Annotated in this window: 18 protein-coding genes; 13 read left to right on the forward strand and 5 right to left on the reverse strand. The window is 61.4% G+C overall.

Translation table 11 applies throughout. The features are described 5' to 3' along the window. Positions 1-27 precede the first annotated feature (27 nt). The 4 genes from ACX12L_RS18070 to ACX12L_RS18085 are packed head-to-tail and all read right to left on the reverse strand — an operon-like array spanning position 28 to position 3,002. Complete coding sequence (locus tag ACX12L_RS18070; RefSeq protein ID WP_459263834.1) at positions 28-1,425, reverse strand: FAD-dependent oxidoreductase; 1,398 nt, start codon at positions 1,423-1,425, stop codon at positions 28-30. Next, positions 1,422-1,742 carry a (2Fe-2S)-binding protein gene (locus ACX12L_RS18075; RefSeq protein WP_338071810.1) on the reverse strand — a complete coding sequence of 107 codons (321 nt, stop codon included), beginning with the start codon at positions 1,740-1,742 and terminating at the stop codon, positions 1,422-1,424. The genes ACX12L_RS18070 and ACX12L_RS18075 overlap by 4 nt, the downstream gene beginning before the upstream one ends. Then, positions 1,666-2,826 (reverse strand): NAD(P)/FAD-dependent oxidoreductase, encoded by a 1,161-nt coding sequence (locus tag ACX12L_RS18080; protein WP_459263874.1) that lies wholly within the window; start codon positions 2,824-2,826, stop codon positions 1,666-1,668. Before ACX12L_RS18080 ends, ACX12L_RS18075 begins: the two co-directional genes overlap by 77 nt. Before the next feature lie 2 nt (positions 2,827-2,828). Continuing rightward, positions 2,829-3,002, reverse strand: coding sequence for a hypothetical protein (locus tag ACX12L_RS18085; protein ID WP_156451328.1), 174 nt, complete (start codon positions 3,000-3,002; stop codon positions 2,829-2,831). A gap of 177 nt (positions 3,003-3,179) precedes the next feature. Here ACX12L_RS18085 and ACX12L_RS18090 point away from each other — a divergent pair, with 177 nt between their 5' ends. Further along, positions 3,180-4,100, forward strand: a complete 921-nt coding sequence (locus ACX12L_RS18090) for a LysR substrate-binding domain-containing protein (protein WP_244939066.1) — start codon at positions 3,180-3,182, stop codon at positions 4,098-4,100. A gap of 457 nt (positions 4,101-4,557) precedes the next feature. Here ACX12L_RS18090 and ACX12L_RS18095 read toward each other — a convergent pair whose 3' ends face one another. Further along, positions 4,558-5,532, reverse strand: coding sequence for an IS5 family transposase (locus ACX12L_RS18095; RefSeq protein WP_459263835.1), 975 nt, complete (start codon positions 5,530-5,532; stop codon positions 4,558-4,560). A gap of 738 nt (positions 5,533-6,270) precedes the next feature. Here ACX12L_RS18095 and ACX12L_RS18100 point away from each other — a divergent pair. The 12 genes from ACX12L_RS18100 (at position 6,271) to ACX12L_RS18155 (ending at position 17,911) form a co-directional block, all read left to right on the forward strand. Continuing rightward, entirely contained in the window at positions 6,271-6,582 is a 312-nt protein-coding gene (locus tag ACX12L_RS18100) for a TnsD family Tn7-like transposition protein (RefSeq protein WP_459263836.1), read from the forward strand. A 65-nt stretch (positions 6,583-6,647) separates the two neighbouring features. Next, positions 6,648-6,977 carry a hypothetical protein gene (locus tag ACX12L_RS18105; RefSeq protein WP_459263837.1) on the forward strand — a complete coding sequence of 110 codons (330 nt, stop codon included), beginning with the start codon at positions 6,648-6,650 and terminating at the stop codon, positions 6,975-6,977. Between the two features lie 175 nt (positions 6,978-7,152). Continuing rightward, the gene (locus ACX12L_RS18110) at positions 7,153-7,596 is read left to right on the forward strand and encodes a LexA family protein (protein ID WP_459263838.1); all 444 of its coding nucleotides are present in this window, start codon (positions 7,153-7,155) and stop codon (positions 7,594-7,596) included. Positions 7,597-7,610: 14 nt separating this feature from the next. Then, positions 7,611-8,504 carry an excinuclease Cho gene (gene cho, locus ACX12L_RS18115; RefSeq protein ID WP_459263839.1) on the forward strand — a complete coding sequence of 298 codons (894 nt, stop codon included), beginning with the start codon at positions 7,611-7,613 and terminating at the stop codon, positions 8,502-8,504. Positions 8,505-8,524: 20 nt separating this feature from the next. After that, entirely contained in the window at positions 8,525-9,889 is a 1,365-nt protein-coding gene (locus ACX12L_RS18120; protein WP_459263840.1) for a Y-family DNA polymerase, read from the forward strand. A 382-nt stretch (positions 9,890-10,271) separates the two neighbouring features. Beyond that, the gene (locus tag ACX12L_RS18125) at positions 10,272-11,168 is read left to right on the forward strand and encodes a LysR family transcriptional regulator (protein WP_459263841.1); all 897 of its coding nucleotides are present in this window, start codon (positions 10,272-10,274) and stop codon (positions 11,166-11,168) included. Positions 11,169-11,268: 100 nt separating this feature from the next. Beyond that, entirely contained in the window at positions 11,269-12,252 is a 984-nt protein-coding gene (locus ACX12L_RS18130) for a Bug family tripartite tricarboxylate transporter substrate binding protein (protein WP_005797418.1), read from the forward strand. Between the two features lie 37 nt (positions 12,253-12,289). Beyond that, positions 12,290-13,423, forward strand: a complete 1,134-nt coding sequence (locus ACX12L_RS18135; RefSeq protein WP_005797419.1) for an NAD(P)/FAD-dependent oxidoreductase — start codon at positions 12,290-12,292, stop codon at positions 13,421-13,423. A 28-nt stretch (positions 13,424-13,451) separates the two neighbouring features. Then, positions 13,452-13,757, forward strand: a complete 306-nt coding sequence (locus tag ACX12L_RS18140) for a (2Fe-2S)-binding protein (RefSeq protein ID WP_295939184.1) — start codon at positions 13,452-13,454, stop codon at positions 13,755-13,757. Between the two features lies 1 nt (position 13,758). Then, on the forward strand, positions 13,759-15,147 hold the full coding sequence (locus tag ACX12L_RS18145) for an FAD-dependent oxidoreductase (protein ID WP_459263842.1): 1,389 nt from the start codon (positions 13,759-13,761) through the stop codon (positions 15,145-15,147). Positions 15,148-15,177: 30 nt separating this feature from the next. After that, the gene (locus ACX12L_RS18150) at positions 15,178-15,531 is read left to right on the forward strand and encodes a RidA family protein (RefSeq protein WP_182327424.1); all 354 of its coding nucleotides are present in this window, start codon (positions 15,178-15,180) and stop codon (positions 15,529-15,531) included. Positions 15,532-16,282: 751 nt separating this feature from the next. Next, positions 16,283-17,911, forward strand: coding sequence for an ABC-F family ATP-binding cassette domain-containing protein (locus ACX12L_RS18155; RefSeq protein WP_459263843.1), 1,629 nt, complete (start codon positions 16,283-16,285; stop codon positions 17,909-17,911). Positions 17,912-18,005 lie beyond the last annotated feature (94 nt).

Here is an 18,005-nt window from a genome sequence, read left to right on the forward strand (position 1 = left end):
CTGAGATGACTACATGGTTTGCCGTGTTCATGCTTCCTGCTCGTCGATGTTCAACGTTGCCAGTTCCGCAAGCGTCACCGGCTTGAGCGGCGGCCGGATGCGATAAAAACCCACATCGGCGACCGTTCGGCCTTGCTCCTGGGCAAGGATGTGCGCGATGGTGTAGCCGCATTGACGGCCTTGGCAGGGCCCCATGCCCGCACGTGTATATGCCTTAAGCTGGTTCGGACCGGGCTGACCGATGGCAGCGGCTTTGCGAATGTCGCCGGCAGTCAGCTCCTCGCACCGGCAGACGACGGTGTCGTCGGTTGGCGTCGCGATGTTTGCGCGCGGCGGGTACAGGGCGTCCAGCATGGGGCGCAGCCGCAACAACTTCTTCAGTTTTTCGCGAAGGGGCGCCGCTTGCACCGACGCTGCCTCGCTCGACAGGCGGCCAGCTCGCTTAGCCACTCCAAGTGCCACTAGCTCCCCGCGTACACAGGCGGCATAGGCGCCGCCAATCCCAGCGCCGTCGCCTGCCACGTAAATGCCTGGCTTGTCGGTTTGCCCCCATTCGTCGAGAACCGGCGCCAGACACGCCTGCTGCGAGCTCCATTCGTGGTCACACCCGAGCGCCTGCGTCATGTGAATCGAAGGCACGACGCCTTCATGGGACAGAAGCAAGCTGGCCGGCACGCGCATGGTCTTGCCATTGGCCTGGATGTATTCAATCTCCTGCAAACGATCCTGGCCCAGGGCGCGAACAGCCGTGACACCGCGCACGCGTTTGACTCCGGCGGCTTGAAGTTCCCTCATCCAGGCCAACCCCTTGAGGAGGTCCTTGGAGCTGGCCATGGCCGCACCGATCCAAGGCAACGCACGGCGCCAGCCGCCAGCGGGCGACGTATCCAACCACCCGGCGATCTTGCCTCCAGCTCGGATCAATTGAGCCATGTAAAGCAGGGGTAGCGGCCCGCTGCCAACGACCCATACGGGCTCCGAGGGGATTTGTCGCGATGTCTTGAGCAGAATCTGGGCCGATCCGACGGTCATGACACCAGGCAAAGTCCAGCCCGGGAATGGCGCGGGTCGCTCCTGCGCGCCCATGGCCAAGATCACATGGCCAGTTTCCACCAATTCCGCCTGACCCCTGCGGGTCATGTAGACCTTCCATTCGGACTCGACCTGCCAAACCCTGGTCTCAGGCTCATAGCTCGCACCACAGGATCGAAAACGCGAGGCGAGCTCGGCTCCGGCAAGGTACTCCTCGCCCAACAGGGCGCCAGTAGTCGTTGGTCCCACCGCCTCTACAGCACGCCAGATCTGTCCGCCAGGCGCTGGCTGCTCGTCGACGACCAGAACGGAAAGGCCATGAGCCCGCAGCCCAATCGCTGCGCTCATTCCGGCCGGGCCCGCGCCCACCACCACCGCATCAAAGGATCTCATGACGCCACCTTCGGCCGGCCGAGTTGACGCTCAACGCACATGCCTTCGGCGACCGGGACCAGGCAGGTCTGAGTTGACGACGCACCGTCGACGATTGCCAGGCAGTCGAAGCACACGCCCATCATGCAAAACGGTGCACGCGAACTGCCGTGAACGGGCGTGTGGCGGCAGCTGGGGTTCGCCTGACGCATCATCACGGATGCCACCGTTTCACCGCGCTCGGCAGTGACTGACTTCCCATCAATGGTGAGCGTCAGCGGTGGTGTGCTGGGGGGACTGATTTTTCGAAACATTGAATCGCTCGAGAGGAAAGGCATTGAGAGTCTGGAGATGACGGCCGCTGGCCAATGCCTGCGCGTAGGGGCCAGCGTGGAATGAAGCGAGCGTCACCCCAGAGTGGCAAGTTGCGATCTCCGCGCCTGGGTACATCGGGGAGCTGGCATAGACGGGGTACCCATCCGGCGTCATCACTCGCAGGCACGACCATTGACGCACCAGGCGCGCTTTGCCCAATTCAGGGAGGATGCGAAGTGCTTTTCGGGTCATCCTCACAGCTGCGGCGGAAGTGGTACTCAGGTCATACCCCACGTCCTCCTGAGTCACGCCGATCATCACTGTGCCCTCGCCGGTTTGACGCAGCCCGCTTGCGGGTACAGGCAGGACAGGCGCCAGGCGCTCGGTCACGAGGATCTGTCCTCGCTCGGGATGCAAGGGGACGTCCAGTCCGATCATTCTCCCGAGCGCCACCGACCCAAGGCCGGCAGCGATCACTACACGTTCGGCTCGGGCCGTTTGCTCACTGGTCTTAACCTCAAAGCCGCCGCCTGCCAAGGGCTTGATCGAGGTCACAGGGTGCCCGTTGCGCACCATGCCGCCCCGGCGCTGGAAGGCGGCTTGGAGTGCAGCCAGGAGTCGAAGCGGGTTCGCCTGACCGTCCTGCTCCCCCAGGCTCGCGCCCACGACGTCAGGGCCGAGTCGTATGGTGGGGTAACGACGCGCCAGTTCGCTGCGATCAAGAATCCGCACGGAGGGGGCCAGTTCTGGCGTCTCAGCTTCCCAAGCATCCAGCATCTTGGCGCGAGCAGACAACTCGTCGTCGCTCAGGCAGAACTTCAGACCGGCGCCGGTTTGGTAGTCCAGTGAAATTCCCGTCTCTGCCTCCAGTCCCGCAGCAAACTCCGGCCATGCATCAGCCGCCGCCGCCGACAGCCGGTGGTACTCGGGGTAGCGGTAACCCTTTCCTTGGACCCATACCAAGCCGAAGTTGGCCTTTGCCGCCCGGTAGTCCGTGTCGGCACCATCGAGCATCAAGACCCGCTTGTCGTACCCGGCCAGGCCGTATGCAATGGCGGCGCCCACGATTCCGGCGCCCGCAACGATCACGTCGTATTCACGCTGCATGTTCAAAGACCTTTCTTCTTCGGGTCGATGCGCAGGCTGCGCGCGGTCCCCGCATTGCCAGAACCACCAGGGTTCAGCAGCGCCGTCAAGTGGATCGCCTGGGGTGAATGGAAATGAGGGTTCATTGACCGAGAGGTGAGTTGCGATGGCTGCGAACCGTCTGTTGTTTGCTTCAAGACAGCCTTCATCGTAAGCAAGATCACCTCAGGTCGCCAGGGTAAAAACCATAGTCAATGTTTTTATGCAATACCTCTTTTTTTCGATGATAAATCATTGTTTTTATTGAACTTTTTTTCTTTAAAATGTCATTAAAATAGCATCTTGCAATAAAACCATGTCTAAATACTATGAGCATGAAAATCACGCTGCGCCACTTGGAGGCTTTTCGGGCGGTCATGGTGCGCAGGACCGTCACCGGTGCCGCCGAGATGCTTGGGGTGACTCAACCCGTCGTCACCCGCCTGATTGCCGACCTGGAGCAGCGCATCGCGATTGCGCTGTTTACCCGAGACAAGGGACGCCTCGCTCCAACGCCAGAGGCCACACTGCTTTTTGCCGACGTCAATCAGTCGTTGATGGGGATCGAGCGGATCGCGAATGCGGCAAGCGGCATCAAGGCACTGAAGCTGGGCCACCTGGAGATCGCCGCGGCCCCCAACATGGCCTTGTCCTTCCTGCCACGCGCCATCGCCAGCTTCAGCCTGGAGCGTCCAGAGACCTTGATCACAATGCACATGCATAGCTCTTCAACCGTTCTGGATATGGTCCAGAGCGGACGCTGCAATCTGGGATTCGCCATGGTGCCCGTTCATGCGACGAGGCATGGCAATAGTGAGACCCTTGTTTCGGCCAAGATGGTTGGAGTGATTCCTGTCGGGCATCGACTGGCGACCCGCAAGGTCCTGAACCCGGAAGATTTCGAGGGAGAAAGCTTCATCTCCATGGCGCCGCTGATGGAGACACGCATGAAGATCGACTCCTTGATGCTTTCCTACGGCGTGAACAGAAGGATCAATGTCGAAACGCAAATCTCGTCAGTCGTGATCCGATTAGTCGAAGCGGGCGCAGGAATTTCCATCATCGATCCGCTGACGGCCACTGGCTACACCGGTGACCAGGTCAGGTTCATCCCCTTCAAGCCAGACATCTTGACCGATTACTCGATGGTCATCTCACCGAGAAACTCCTCGACCCTGGTTCTCAAGCCTTTCATCGACCACGCGCGGCGTGAGATCCGCAAGATGGTGCCCACGCATCTGATCGTCCGAGGTTGACGAGCCGCACTTCGTGCAATTGCGTGATTTCCAGCTTGCTGAGAGCGGCTTGGCCGTCCGGTCTTCAGGTGCTTTCTCTGGTTGACTACAGCGCGTACCGCTGCACAACGTTCATTGCGAAGACATACCGATTTACAGGCGGGAGGGGCCGTTTCCAATCAGGAAGCTCAAGTGCGTTGTCGCAAGGGTAATCTGCGATCACGTTTGAAGTCAGGTACTCAGATCCAGAAGCTGTCGTAGCGCTGTTGATCGGCGCTCTACCTTGTTTTTCATCTTCTGTTGCGCATGGTTCGTGCTGACTGAGGTCTTCAAGGCGTGGCTTGACGATTTAAGGCTACGCTGAACAAGCCGTCGTGATTTGCCGCGCGGCACTGGATGGTGCAGTTTTTCGGACGTTGTGGCTTCTTGTGCCGCCCATTTGGGCTGTTCGCGGGGCCTTGAGGCCTGATTCCCGCCCTTACGGACGCACCTGTCCCAGCAAGCGCCCTCGGGCAAGGTAGATGTTGGCCAGCGCCAAGGCCGTGAACGCACGCGTGGCGTTCTTTTGCAGCCCGCGATAGCGCACCTTGCCAAAGCCCCACAGCCGTTTGACCACCCCGAATACATGCTCTACGCGAGCGCGGATGCGGGACTTGTTGCGGTTCTTGGACCGCTGCGTTTCATCGACCACCCCGCACCTGCGTGTGCGCTGGTTGGTGAAGTCTTTGGCTTGGGGCGCTTTGCCCCAGATCAGAGCCTTCTGGCCGGCGTAGGCCGAGTCGCCGTACACGCGCTGTTCGTTGCCATGCAGCAGATCGGGCAGCGGGTGTTTGTCGTGCACGTTGGCCGCCGTCACCACAGCGCTGTGCGCCAGCCCGCTTTGACTGTCCACGCCAATGTGCAGCTTCATGCCGAAATACCACTGCTGGCCTTTGCGAGTCTGATGCATGTGGGGGTCACGCGCCTTGTCGGCGTTCTTGGTAGAACTGGGCGCTGCGATGATGGTGGCATCCACGATGGTTCCGGTATTGACCTTGAAGCCGCGCTCCTGCAATTGCTGGCCTACCTTGGCGAACAGGGCTTCGCCCAGTTTGTGCTCATGGAGCAGTTTGCGGAACTCCAGCAGCGTGGTGGCGTCGGGCACGCGTTCGCGACCCAGGTCAATGCCCACAAAGCGGCGCAGACCGGCGCTGTCATACAGGGCCTCCTCGCACGCCAGATCAGCCAGGTTGAACCAGTGTTGCAGGAAATGGATGCGCAGCATCCGCTCCAGGCCAATGGGCGGGCGGCCATTGCCTGCCTTGGGGTAGTGCGGCTCTATCACCTGGCAGAGCGCGGCCCACGGCACGATGGCATCCATGGCTTGCAAAAACTCTTCGCGTCGGGTGGGCTTGCGCGGTTGCTCGAATCCGCTGTCTTGATCTGCGGCCATTGCCAAGGTCTGCTGCTTCATGTGCAGATAACGGTTTAAACCCCACAACGGTGGACCTTAATCAGCATTGCCCTAGCGCTGGTGGCTGCAGGCATCGTGGGCCTCAAGCTGAGCTCCAGCGCCTAGGCTTCTTCCTGATGGGGCAGGGCAACTGTGCAATCCGTTTAATACAGTTGCTCAGCAGCAGGCGATTGCTGTGGCCCGACGAGGCGTGTGTCAGCCCGGCGAAGTGGACGTCCACTTGTCCGCCGGCAGCGGTCATTGATGACCGCTCGGCGCATGGCGAGTGGATGTCGGCTTTGTGTCCGAAACTAGGAAGCCAGCCAGCTTCTACGGATGACCGCACCCGCTGCATTGCGGTCACCGGCGTCAATCGATAGCGACGACCGCTAGCAGTGTCTGCTCGGGAGGGAAGCACCTTGCGTTGCCGCCTGGTTCGGCATAGCCTCCCACGATGCCAGAACCGGACAGGCTTTTCCCGGAGTACCAGCTGCTGTCCTGGCTGCCTGATGAGACGTTTTTCAGTCTCGTTAGCCGTCTTCACCAGCTTTGGGGGCGCGTCACATCTGCCCAAACGTGCCAACTAATCTTCGGCAGCGCACGTGCCGGGACCCACCATGATTTACCCAACAGTCTTGGTGCCTTCGCTCGGCGCACGAACGCGTTGGTTGGCGAAGTCGACTACATAGCGAGAGAGCGGACGCTGCTCAAGTTCTACGCAGCCTTTGCTCCACCGAGCGAGGCAGAAAACGCAGTCGCATGTATGTCTGGTGCCAGTGTGGCCCATCTGAAGCTGCGCCTGGGTATCCTCACAAGCCGGTTTCGCGCCAACCAAGGCCTCCTACGGTTGATTGGGCGGCCAGAGACGAGCAACTAGGCGGCTTGGTGCGTGAAGCAGCGTTGCGTCTCATGGAGGACCGGGGCGTGCGGCGCATCCACTTCTGGCAGTTGTGCCAGCGAATACCAGAGCTCCGGGCAAAGCAGGCATCTCTGCACCGTCTGCCCCGCACCCTTGAGGCCATTCAGTCCGCTCTGACTGCACATCTGCCGTCACGGGACCTTTTTAGCTGACGCCTGTCGAGGTCGATCGCATTTCGATGTTGATATGCATATATGCAATAGGTTATGCTTAATGCATGATTGAATCGGAAGTGAGGGCGCGCGCAGCCAACGCGCGCCGCATCTGCACGGCGCATGGGATCGCCCAGGCCGATATCGCTGCCTATGTGGGGGCCAGCCAATCGCAGGTCAGCCGCATCCTCAAAGGGGAGGGCATCAGGGCCTCCCGTTTGTTTGAAGAGGTATGCCTTTTTGTTGAGCGCTTCGAGGGTGGCATCAGTGCTGATGCCGTGCGCAGCAATAGCGAGTTGATCGAGGCACTTCAGGCCACGTGGGATGGATCTGCTTCTCATGCCAAGGCTTTGGCTGCAGTGATTCGGTCGTTGGCGATTCTCAAACCTTCATGACCAGAGACGGAGACAGCCGATGAACATGCTTGTGCAGCCAGCACCCATGCCAGAAGAGATGGATCGTGGCTAGCCAGAGTGGCATACCCGGGAATTGCCGGTGGGTGACAGGCAGGAATATACTGTATTTAAAAACAGTGTTTGTGTTTATCCGCCGTTTCCGGCACGCCACCCCATGCTTCCGGTTCTCGATTCTCCCTGCCCAGCCCCTGAGCCCTATGCCCCCGGTCTCTCCGCGCTGGAGATCGACACCAGCGTGCATGCCGGGTTTCCGTCTCCGGCCGAGGATTTTCAGGGGGAGCGCATCGACGTGCTCAAGCACATCGTGCGCCATCCCCAGGCGACCTACACACTGCGGGTGCGGGGCGACTCGATGCGCGACGAGGGGATTTTTCATGGCGACGTGATCTTGGTGGACCGGGCCATCAAGCCGCGCCATGGACTGATCGTCGTGGCCGTGGTCGATGGGGCCTATACCTGCAAGAAGCTGTGGCTGCGCGGCGGCAGGCTCAAGCTGCAGGCGGCCAATCCGGCCTTCGAGGACATCATTCCCCAGGAAGGCCAGATCATCGAGGTCTGGGGTGTGGTGCTGGCCAGCGTCAAGCAGTTCAAGACCTGAAGCCAAGCTTTGCCATGCACATTCCCGCACGCCGCCGCCCTGAGTTCGACGAAGCCCGGTATTACGAATACCCCGAGCACCTGCGCGCCGCCCTTGCCGACATGCCTGCAGCGCCTGGGGTGTACACCTTCCATGGCGAGGTAGGCGATCTGCCGCTGTACATCGGCAAGAGCATCAACCTGCGCAGCCGTTTGCTGGCCCATCTGCGCACACCCGACGAAGCGCGCATGCTGCGCCAGACCCGGCGCATCAGCCATATCCGCACGGCGGGAGAGATTGGGGCCCTGCTGCTGGAAGCGAAACTGATCAAGGAACTGCACCCGCTGTTCAACCAGAAGCTGCGCCGCAGCCGCCAGCTGTGTGCGCTGCGCATGAACGGCGACCGACCCGAGGTGGTGTATGCCAAGGACATCCAGTTCGCCACCGAATCCGGCCTGTACGGCCTGTTCAACAGCCACCGGGCGGCCCAGGAAGGACTGCGCAAGCTCGCGGACCAGCACAAGCTCTGCTATGGCGCACTCGGCCTGGAAAAGCTCCCGCCCGGCAAGGCGTGCTTCAGGGCCATGCTGCACCAGTGCGCCGGGGTCTGCCGGGGTGATGAATCGCCGAACGCACACCGCCAGCGCCTCTTCACCGCGCTGCTGGACCTGCAGATCGCCACCTGGCCGTATCCGGGCACGGTCGGTCTGGTCGAACGCTTCACGCCGGAGCGGAGCGAATCGGCACTGCAGCCGCATCCCAACGACGTCCAGATCCATGTGCTGCGCCACTGGTGCTACCTGGGCAGCATCAGCCAGCCCGAGCAGGCATCGGCACTGGACCGTGCCGAAGTGGGATTCGACGCCGACGGCTACAAGATCCTGTGCAAGCCGTTGCTCAGCGGACGCTCCGAGATCATTCTGCTTTGACCACAGGGCAGGAGGCCGCCATGTACGCGCTGGTCGATGGCAACACCTTCTACGTCAGCTGCGAGCGGGTGTTCCGGCCCGATCTGCAGTATCGGCCCGTCATCGTTCTGAGCAACAACGATGGCTGCGCCATTGCGCGCTCCAACGAAGCCAAGGCCCTGGGGGTGCGCATGGGACACCCCTGGCATGAGATCCGGCACCTGGAGCATGAGGCGGGCCTGGTGGCCCTATCGGCTAACTTTGCCCTGTACGGGGACATGAGCGACCGCATGGCCAGCCTGGTGGCAGGGATGGGCCACCGGCAAGAGGTGTACTCCATCGATGAGAGCTTTGTGGATCTCAGTGGTATTCGGGGCGACCTGACAGAGCGGGCCCATGCCATCCGTGCCCGGGTACTGCAGTGGGTGGGCATACCCTGCGGGATCGGCATTGCACCGACCAAGACCCTGGCCAAGTTGGCCAACCACGTGGCCAAGACGGCTGAACGCAAACCAGGCTCCTACCCTGCAGAACTGGCCCAGGTCTGCAACCTCGCCCAACTGCACCCCGCAGAGCGCGATGCGGTATTGCAAGCCACGGACGTGGCTGAAGTCTGGGGCGTGGGGCGCAAAATTGCAGCCCAGCTCAAGGAGGCTGGCATCGAGACCGTGCTGGACCTGGCACGCCTTGATCTTGCCACTGTGCGCAGGCGCTGGTCCGTGGTGCTGGAGCGCACGGTGCGAGAGCTGCAAGGAATGCCCTGCATTGACTTGGATGATCAACCGCCACCCAAGAAGGAGATCGCCTGCACCCGGTCGTTTGGACAACCCGTCAGTTCGCTCCCGGACCTGGAGCAGGCCGTCAGCACGTTTGCCAGCATGGCAGCGCAGAAGCTGCGCAGGCAGGCAAGCCACACGGCCCATGTATTGGTGTTCATTCATACCAGTCCGTTCCGCAAAGGGCCGCAGTACGCGAGATCCATCACCGTGCCGCTGCTGAGGGCCACCAGTGACACGGTTCCCATCGTCCATGCGACATTGACCGGGCTGCGCCAGATCTACCGGCCAGGCTATGCCTTCATCAAGGCCGGCGTCATGCTGCTGGATTTGCACAGCGCACGCTTGCGGCAAGGGGAACTTGAGTTGGAACCCCTGGATCAGCAGGAAGCGTCCCGTGAGCGGCTGATGGGGGTGGTCGATGAACTCAACCAGCGCTATGGACGCGGGACGGTGAAACTCGCCAGCGCCGGAGTGCAGGTGCCGGGAGAGCGTGCTAGTTGGGCGATGCGGCAGGAGCGCAGGTCACCGGCCTACACGACACGTTGGGACGACATGCTGGAGGTGGGGGATGTGTCTGTCACTTCGCCTCCGATGCCTTCTACTGCTGAACGGGGGCAGACAGGGTGATTGCGTGAGGGTGGAGTTTTGGTTGCGAGAGACGCTTTTGCAGCGGTTGCTGCCACTCGCGCCCGCAATGTGGAAGCCAGCTGTAAGCCAGTCACCGGGCACTCGCGGGTTGTTCTGAGACAGTGGCCACAGAAACTGATTAGGCTGTCTGATCGGTTGATCCCGAATCGATCTCCCGGATACGATTGATCAGTAGGCCACGGATGCCCCTTCTGAGCTGCCTCTTGTGCGGCAAGGTGCTGCGCTTCTGGGTTGAGCTAATTTGCTACGTCGACACGCTGGGGAAGCCAGGAATGTTGTCATTGCTCTTCCCATGAGCTCAGCTTGGGCTTTGAGGTTTCGCTATTTGCGTTAACCCAAATAACTATTTAAGGTCAACCTCATGAAGAATCGAAATGTCACCCACCGAATGGTTGAGGCCTTCCAGGCTGCGATGCAGCATAACGGAATCAGCGCCGGAGCCGATGCGCTGGGAATCACCCAGCCGGCCATGAGTCGGCTGATAGCCGATCTCCAAAGATCCATGGGTATTTTGCTGTTCGCCAAAAACGGACGCAGCATCAAGCCCACGCAAGAGGCCCATGCTTTGATGGCAAAGGTTCAGCAGTCTTTTCTGGGGCTGGAGCAAATCGTCGATTTTTCCGATCAACTGCGAAAGCAGAAGCTTGGCCAGCTCTCGATCAGCGCAATCCCTTCCATCGGGCATTCCATCCTGCCAGCCGTCATCCGCCAATTGAGAGAAAAATTTCCCGACGTCTTCATCAGCCTTCGAGTTGCTTCGTACATTGAAGTGGCTAGGCACGTCAAAACCCGGCAGGCCGATATCGGGCTCACGGCAGATACGCTCTCGCTGGGAGACCTGGAGACGGTGGCCGAGTTTCCCTCGGAATGTGTATGCATCGGCACCGAGAAGTGGCTCGATCCGAGGTCCGACCACATTCACGTCGGCGAATTCGTCAACAAACCGTTCATCGCTTCATCCGGAACGTTCCAGACGCGCCTGAATGCCTGGCTCGGTGCCAACGGGGTACAAGCCGATGCCATGATCGAAGCGTCGCTGTTCCAGTCCATCAGCGATCTCTGCCTGGAGGGGCTGGGCATTGCCGTGGTCGATCCCATGACGGCGGCAAAACACCAGAAGAGGGGCGGCGTGGCCTTGCCCCTGCGCCCTTCGATCGGCTACACGGTCTATGCCACGGCCATGAGCGACGCGAAGCTTTCAGTCCCGGCCAAGGAATTAATTCGTTTGGTCGCGGCGGCTTCATGCGCAGAAACATAACATCCATGTATGTATTGATGATCCAGCATCCATAGATATCGGCGGGATCCCTCCCTACCATGAGAACTCGTTCGTTCATCATGTCCAACGGAGAGTGTCCATGTCGTATCACAACCAGCGCCGGTCCCTTATGGCCGCGGCTGCTTTCACCACCCTGATTTCGCTCGGGTCTGCTGCACAGGCAGAGTGGCCGGAAAAACCGATCCGCTTCATCGTGAACGCCGCGGCAGGCGGCGCTGCGGACGGCACGGCGCGGGTTCTGGCGGACGGCCTCAGCAAGCGCCTGGGGCAGCCCATCGTGATCGACAACAAGCCGGGGGCATCGGGGGCCATCGGGCTGGATGCGGTGGCCAAGGCCGCGCCGGATGGGTACACGATCGGCAACTCCAATCTCGCGACCTACACCGTTACCGCGCTGACCGCGAAATCGCTGCCCTACGATCCTGCCAAGAGCTTCACGCCCATCGCGAAGCAGTGGACGCAGCCCAACCTGCTGGGCGTGAGCCCGGCCCTTCCCGTCAAGAGCGTCGCGGACTTGGTGAATTACGCCAAGGCCCATCCTGGCGAGATTTTCTACGGCTCCACTGGCAACGGCACCGCGCTGCATGTGCTCGGCGCATTGTTCGCCAACCTCTCCGGGGCTCAGATCACCCACGTCCCGTACAAGAGCGCCCCGGCGGCGGAGCTGGATCTGGCGGCGGGCCAGATCCAGATGATGTTCAGCAACTTCACGTCGATGGAGCCCCAGGTGAAGGCGGGCCGTATCAACGCGCTGGCCATTACAGGGCCTAACCGCTCCCCCCTGCTGCCGAACGTCCCCACCATCCGGGAAGCCGGTTACCCGGACCTGGAAATGGAAACCTGGGGCGGCGTCGTGGGGCCGGCCAACATGCCGCAGGCCATCGTTGAAAAGCTGCATCGGGAGATCAACGCCGTGCTCGCGGACCCCGAGGTCATCAAGAAGCACGAGCGGCTCGGCGCAAAGGTGGCCCCGGCTTCCATCGCCGAATACAGGCAAATGCTCAATGCCGACAGCGTGCGCTGGGGCGAGGTCGTGAAGCGCAACAACATCACGCTCAATTGAGAAAAGCTCTCCAGAGAGTTCTTCCCGGTAAACATCTATGTCTTCAAATGAAACAATCGTCGTCGGCGGGGGACTGGTGGGGGCCGCCATCGCGTATGGCGTGCTCAAGTCCGGCGGCCCGGTGACCCTGCTCGACCAGGGCGACGTGGCGCACCGCGCCTCGCGCGGCAACTTCGGCCTCGTCTGGCTGCAGAGCAAGGGCGCGGGGTTTCCCCGCTACGCCCGATGGAGCCGGGATGCCGTTGACCATTGGGGGCCGCTTGCCAGCGAACTCCGCGAGCTCACCGGGGTCGATGTGGATCTGCAGCAAAACGGCGGATTCTGGATTGGCTTCAGCGAAAAAGAAGTCGTCGAGCGGGAGGCAATGCTGGCAAAAATCAATGCCGACGGCCGCACGCCCTTCGAGATGCTCGACCACCAGGCGCTCAAGGCCCGGCTGCCCGCGATCGGCCCGAAGGTGGCCGGGGGCAGTTGGTGCCCTCTGGACGGCCACGCCAACCCGCTCAAGCTGCTGCATGCGCTGCATGCGGGCATCAAGGCGCTCGGCGGCCGCATCTGCAGCGCAGTTGACGTGGGCGAGGTGCGCTCGCTCGGCGAAGGACGGGGCTTTCAGGCCAAGAGCAGCGATGGCCGCCAGTGGAGCGGCGCAAAAATCGTGCTGGCCGCAGGCCTGAGCAACAGCGCCCTCGCCCCCCAACTGGGCCTTCACGCGCCCGTGCTGCCCAAGCGGGGCCAGGTGCTCATCACCGAGCGGCTGAAGAAATTCCTGCCGTACCCCACCAACAAGGCGCGCCAGACCACCGAGGGCACGGTTCAGCTCGGGTTCTCGGCGGAGGACGTGGGACTGGACGACGGGACGACGGTGGAGGCCATCGAGTCGATCGCCAAACGCTCGGTCGCCACCTTTCCCATCCTGTCGTCGGTCAAGCTCGTGCGGGCATGGGGATCGCTTCGCGTGCTCACCCCCGATGGCTCGCCGGTCTACCAGGAGTCGGCCCGATACCCCGGCGCATTCACCGCCACCAGCCACAGCGGGGTCTCCCTGGCAGGCTCCCATGCCTATGAAATCGCACCCTGGATCGCGGGGGTGAAACCAGCGCCGGATGGCATCGGGGAATTCGCTGGCGAGCGATTCCTGGACCCCAATAGGAAATTCAGCAGTGCATACTGAAACTCAAGCAACAAATGTTTCCCTGTTCATGCCCGAAGCCGGCTCGCAGGGAAAGAAAGTCCGCATTTACTTTGACGGCCAGCCGCTGGACGTTCCGCACGATGTGAGCGTGGCGTCGGCGCTGCTCATGTCGGGCGTGCGGACATTCCGCTCGACCCCGGTTTCCGGCTCTGCGCGCGCACCCTATTGCATGATGGGCGTCTGCTTTGAGTGCCTCGTGGAAATCGACGGCCGCCCCAGCCGCCAGTCATGCCTCACGCAGGTGAGGGACGGCATGGTCATCCAGCGCCAGGAGGGCGCATCCGGGCTGAACATGCAAAGTGCGGAGAACTGATATGGCAACCGGTGTTGAATTGTTTGACCTGGTGGTCATTGGTGCGGGCCCCGCAGGGCTTTCGGCGGCCATCGAGGCACGGTGCTTCGGGCTTTCAGTGGCCGTGCTCGATGAGCAGCGGCGGGTTGGCGGCCAGATCTACCGGGCCATCGAGGAGTCCAGCCCCCGCCGCCGCGAAGTGCTTGGCCCGGACTACGCCGCTGGCGCAAAACTGGCGCAGGATTTTGCAGCCTGCGGCGCCGTGCACGTGGGCGGCGCCGCCGTCTGGAACGTCGCCAAGGACAAGACGGTGTCCTACCTCCTCGACGGCGGCAGCAGGAAGATCCAGGGGCGCAGCCTGGTGCTTGCCAGCGGTGCGATGGAGCGGCCCTTTCCCGTGCCCGGCTGGACGCTGCCAGGCGTCATGGGCGCGGGCGCGGCCCAGATTCTGTACAAATCCTCGGGCGCCGTTCCTACTGAGCCCGTGGTGCTGGCAGGCTGCGGCCCCTTGCTGTTCCTGCTGGCGCAGCAGTATCTGGATGCGGGCGTCAAGATCAAGGCGCTGATCCACACCACAGGGACGGGCGACTATCTGCGCGCGGCCTCCCATGTCCTGGGCGCGCTGTGCGGCTGGAAAGACCTCTCCAAGGGCAGCCAGATGCTGAAGAAAATCCGCAGCCATGGCGTTCAGACGTTCGCGGGAGCCAGCGCGTTCGCCATCGAAGGTGCAGAGAAGGCCGAATCCATTACGTTCACCCACAACGGCCAGAGAAAGCGCGTCCAAGCCTCCCTGGTGCTGCTCCACCAGGGCGTGGTGCCGAATACCCAGCTCAGTTGGTCGCTGCGCGCCGAGCACCGCTGGGATGAACAGCAGCTGTGCTGGATTCCGGTGACCGATGCCTGCGGGCAAATCGAGGAAACCGGCATCTACATCGCGGGCGACAGCCGGGGCATCGTCGGTGCGAAAGCATCCGCGAGCCAGGGCCGGCTGGCTGGGCTGGCGATTGCCCGCCAGCTCCAAGCCATTTCGCCCGAGAAATTCAAGGCGCTTGAGCCAGCGATCCTGGAAGAGATCAGGACCCATACGCAGATCCGCCCCTTCCTCGATACCTTGTATCGCCCGCAGGACGCACACCGCATCCCCACCGATGACGAGGTCACGGTATGCCGCTGCGAGGAAGTGAAAGCCGGGCAAATCAAAAAATACGTGGAGGTGGGCTGCCTCGGCCCCAACCAGACGAAGGCGTTCGGCCGCTGCGGCATGGGGCCATGCCAGGGGCGGCTGTGCGGACTGACGGTGACCGAAATCATCGCCAGCGAGAGAAAGGTCAGCCCGCAGGAGGTGGGCTATTACCGCATCCGTCCGCCCATCAAACCCATCACTCTGGGCGAACTCGCCTCATTTGAATAACGTATTTCCCATCAGCCAAGGAGTTTTTTCATGGAAATCAAGCGCATCGCCACAGACACCCGCCGCTCCCGTGCAGTCGTCTACAACCACATGGTCTTCGTCGGCGGCCAGACCGCCGACGACAGAAGCCAGGATATTCGCGGCCAAACCGCCCAAACCCTCGAGAAAATCGAGAAGTTCCTAGCGGAAGCAGGAACCGACAAGAGCCGCCTGCTCACTGCCCAGATCTGGATCAAGGACCTCGAACGCGACTTCGCGGGGATGAATGAAGTCTGGAATGCGTGGACTGCGCCCAACGCCGCGCCCACGCGCGCGACCGCGCAGTGCGAGATGGGGGCGAAGGACATTCTGGTAGAAATCATCGTCACGGCCGCGACCAAGTAGCCGTCCTGCTAGCCGCTGTCAGCACGCGAAGACGCCGGATCGGGGCTGACTCCACTTGATTTTGTCTTCGCTGAAAACAACCAAGCGGCACCTTTAGGCAAGGCAAAGCTGAGGTGCATTCATAGTTACTTCAATGGCTGATCGGCTGTCTCAGACCCACCTGTCTGTAGTGCTTCGGGAAATAGCGTGGAGACGTTGCTATTTTCAATTTTGAAAATAGCATCTGAAACCTTAGGCCTTGCCCCTTGGTGCTCAATGGCTGTAGCCTTGCCCGATTTGAAGGGAATTTGCAGCGCCCAGATGTCTTTGGGCTTGAAGGGTGCTTTCTGACCAACGATCTATCCCTTGTTGCAGGGCTCGCGATGAACGGCGGCTTTATTGGATTCCATGATGGTCTCCCATCGAGTGGGGGGACGAAGACCATGCGCCTTCTAGATGCCGTTGTCCACGAGTGACCACGGTAGCTATGTCAGTTTTTCGGTTCAGAAAACCGCCCGGTAATGTTGTTCAATGTCTGCTCTCGATCGCAGCAGTCGTTCGACGACTCTGGGCCGAACGCCAGCAATCAGCCTAAACCGACGTCAACATTGCACCACGATTGCACGCCCAGGCAAACATTTCTAGAATTCGCTGCCCACAACCATCCACCGGAGGATCGAGTCCCATGCGCCACTGATGCGGCCGTCAACGCGACGGCGAATCTCTACTGCCCCCACGACGCGGGGGAGCTCTTTGCATCTTTGGACCATGTATGGCGATTTCTCATCTCTCCCTGGAGGGCGTGTCCTACGTCCTGCCGAACGGCGAAACGCTTTTTTCCGATCTCAACGAAAACTTTGACCAGCGGCACACCGGCCTGGTCGGACGCAATGGCAGCGGCAAGACCGTTCTGGCGCGCATTCTTTCGGGCCAACTGCAGCCCACCCGTGGGCGCTGTGTGCGAACAGGTGCAGTGCATTGCCTCGCCCAACAGGTCAGCCCACGCGCGGACACCACCGTTGCCGATCTGGCAGGCGTGCAAGGCGTGCTGGATGCGCTCAAGCGCATCGAGGCCGGCAGTTCCGCGCAGGCGGATTTCGAAGCGGTCGCCGACCGATGGGACATCGAACAGCAGCTTGGACAGGCACTGGCACAGCAAGGTCTCAAGCACCTGGATGCCAGCACACCGGCCGGCGTGCTCAGCGGCGGTGAGGCAATGCGGGTGGCCTTGATTGGCGCCCAACTGTCTAACGCGGATTTCCTCATCCTGGACGAACCCAGCAACCACCTTGACCAGCACAGCCGTCGGGCCTTGATCGAATGGCTGCATCACTGGGAGCGCGGACTGCTGGTGATCAGCCATGACCGTCTGTTATTGGCGCGCATGGATCGCATCGTCGAGTTGTCCTCCCTGGGCTTGCGAAGCTACGGGGGCAACTATGCTTTCTATGCGCAGGCCAAAGCACAGGAAAAGCAAAACGCACTCGTCGAACTCGACCGCGCCAAGCTCGATCGACGGCGCGAAGAGCAGTCCATGCGGCAACAGCGCGAACGTCAGGAGAAGCGCCAGGCGCGAGGCACACGCAGTGGCAAGCAGGCTAACCAGGCCAAGATCCTGCTCGATCGCCAAAAGGAGCGCAGCGAACAATCCATGGGGAAACTGCGCCGACTGCAAGCGGATGCGCGGCTCCAACTGTCACAGCGCGTGCGCGAAGCAGCCGCACAGGCTGCAGACGACCTGCACATCCACTTGCACGAGTCCCCCAATCCTGGAGTTGCCCCACGCAATGTGGCAGAGCTGGAAAACGTGGAACTGCCGTTTGTGCCCCAGGCGACTCGTACCATCAGCCTGCTGGTGGGAGGGCAGCAGCGCATCGGATTGCTGGGCCCCAACGGTTGCGGAAAATCCACCCTACTGAAGGTGCTTGCCGGCCGAATCGATCCCATGGCAGGTGTTTGCAGGGTTACCGACCGCGTAGCGCATCTCGACCAAGGGCTGGACATCCTGGATGCGCAGCGCCCAGTACTCGACCAACTGCAAGCAGTGAATCACACCCTGAGTGAGGGCGAACTGCGGACGCGATTGGCGCAAATGGGACTGGACCCGCCAAGGATCGCCATGCCCAGCGGATTGCTCAGCGGCGGGGAGCGCCTCAAGGCTGCCCTGGCCAGTGTCCTCTATGCAGACACGCCGCCGCACTTGCTGTTGCTGGACGAGCCCAGCAATCACCTGGATTTGCCCTCCGTGCAGGCGTTGGAGAGGCTGCTGGCAAGCTACCAGGGAGCGCTGGTCGTTGCATCGCATGAACATGCCTTTTTGGAGCAACTGCGGCTGACGAATCTGTTGGTGCCTGGCGCCGAAGGTTGGGCACTCATGCCTGTTGACCACCTGGCTGCATGACTGCTCTTTGTGATGGCGGAAAAATCAGGAAAGTAATCCGTTGGACGGGGCATTCACCGATTGCCGCAACCGGCAGCCCCATAGCGCCAGTCCG

The sequence above is a fragment of the Alicycliphilus sp. T452 genome (assembly GCF_054512775.1).

Bases quoted from the DNA above. Each gene is read 5' to 3' on its own strand.
- ACX12L_RS18100 (WP_459263836.1), top strand. From the start codon at position 6,271: ATGTATGTCTGGTGCCAGTGTGGCCCATCTGAAGCTGCGCCTGGGTAT.
- ACX12L_RS18110 (WP_459263838.1), top strand. From the start codon at position 7,153: ATGCTTCCGGTTCTCGATTCTCCCTGCCCAGCCCCTGAGCCCTATGCC.
- ACX12L_RS18145 (WP_459263842.1), top strand. From the start codon at position 13,759: ATGGCAACCGGTGTTGAATTGTTTGACCTGGTGGTCATTGGTGCGGGC.
- ACX12L_RS18125 (WP_459263841.1), top strand. From the start codon at position 10,272: ATGAAGAATCGAAATGTCACCCACCGAATGGTTGAGGCCTTCCAGGCT.
- ACX12L_RS18105 (WP_459263837.1), top strand. From the start codon at position 6,648: ATGATTGAATCGGAAGTGAGGGCGCGCGCAGCCAACGCGCGCCGCATC.
- ACX12L_RS18080 (WP_459263874.1), bottom strand. From the start codon at position 2,826: ATGCAGCGTGAATACGACGTGATCGTTGCGGGCGCCGGAATCGTGGGC.
- ACX12L_RS18075 (WP_338071810.1), bottom strand. From the start codon at position 1,742: ATGCCTTTCCTCTCGAGCGATTCAATGTTTCGAAAAATCAGTCCCCCC.
- ACX12L_RS18120 (WP_459263840.1), top strand. From the start codon at position 8,525: ATGTACGCGCTGGTCGATGGCAACACCTTCTACGTCAGCTGCGAGCGG.
- ACX12L_RS18130 (WP_005797418.1), top strand. From the start codon at position 11,269: ATGTCGTATCACAACCAGCGCCGGTCCCTTATGGCCGCGGCTGCTTTC.
- ACX12L_RS18095 (WP_459263835.1), bottom strand. From the start codon at position 5,532: ATGAAGCAGCAGACCTTGGCAATGGCCGCAGATCAAGACAGCGGATTC.
- ACX12L_RS18070 (WP_459263834.1), bottom strand. From the start codon at position 1,425: ATGAGATCCTTTGATGCGGTGGTGGTGGGCGCGGGCCCGGCCGGAATG.
- ACX12L_RS18135 (WP_005797419.1), top strand. From the start codon at position 12,290: ATGTCTTCAAATGAAACAATCGTCGTCGGCGGGGGACTGGTGGGGGCC.
- ACX12L_RS18140 (WP_295939184.1), top strand. From the start codon at position 13,452: ATGCCCGAAGCCGGCTCGCAGGGAAAGAAAGTCCGCATTTACTTTGAC.
- ACX12L_RS18150 (WP_182327424.1), top strand. From the start codon at position 15,178: ATGGAAATCAAGCGCATCGCCACAGACACCCGCCGCTCCCGTGCAGTC.
- ACX12L_RS18155 (WP_459263843.1), top strand. From the start codon at position 16,283: ATGGCGATTTCTCATCTCTCCCTGGAGGGCGTGTCCTACGTCCTGCCG.
- ACX12L_RS18090 (WP_244939066.1), top strand. From the start codon at position 3,180: ATGAAAATCACGCTGCGCCACTTGGAGGCTTTTCGGGCGGTCATGGTG.
- cho (WP_459263839.1), top strand. From the start codon at position 7,611: ATGCACATTCCCGCACGCCGCCGCCCTGAGTTCGACGAAGCCCGGTAT.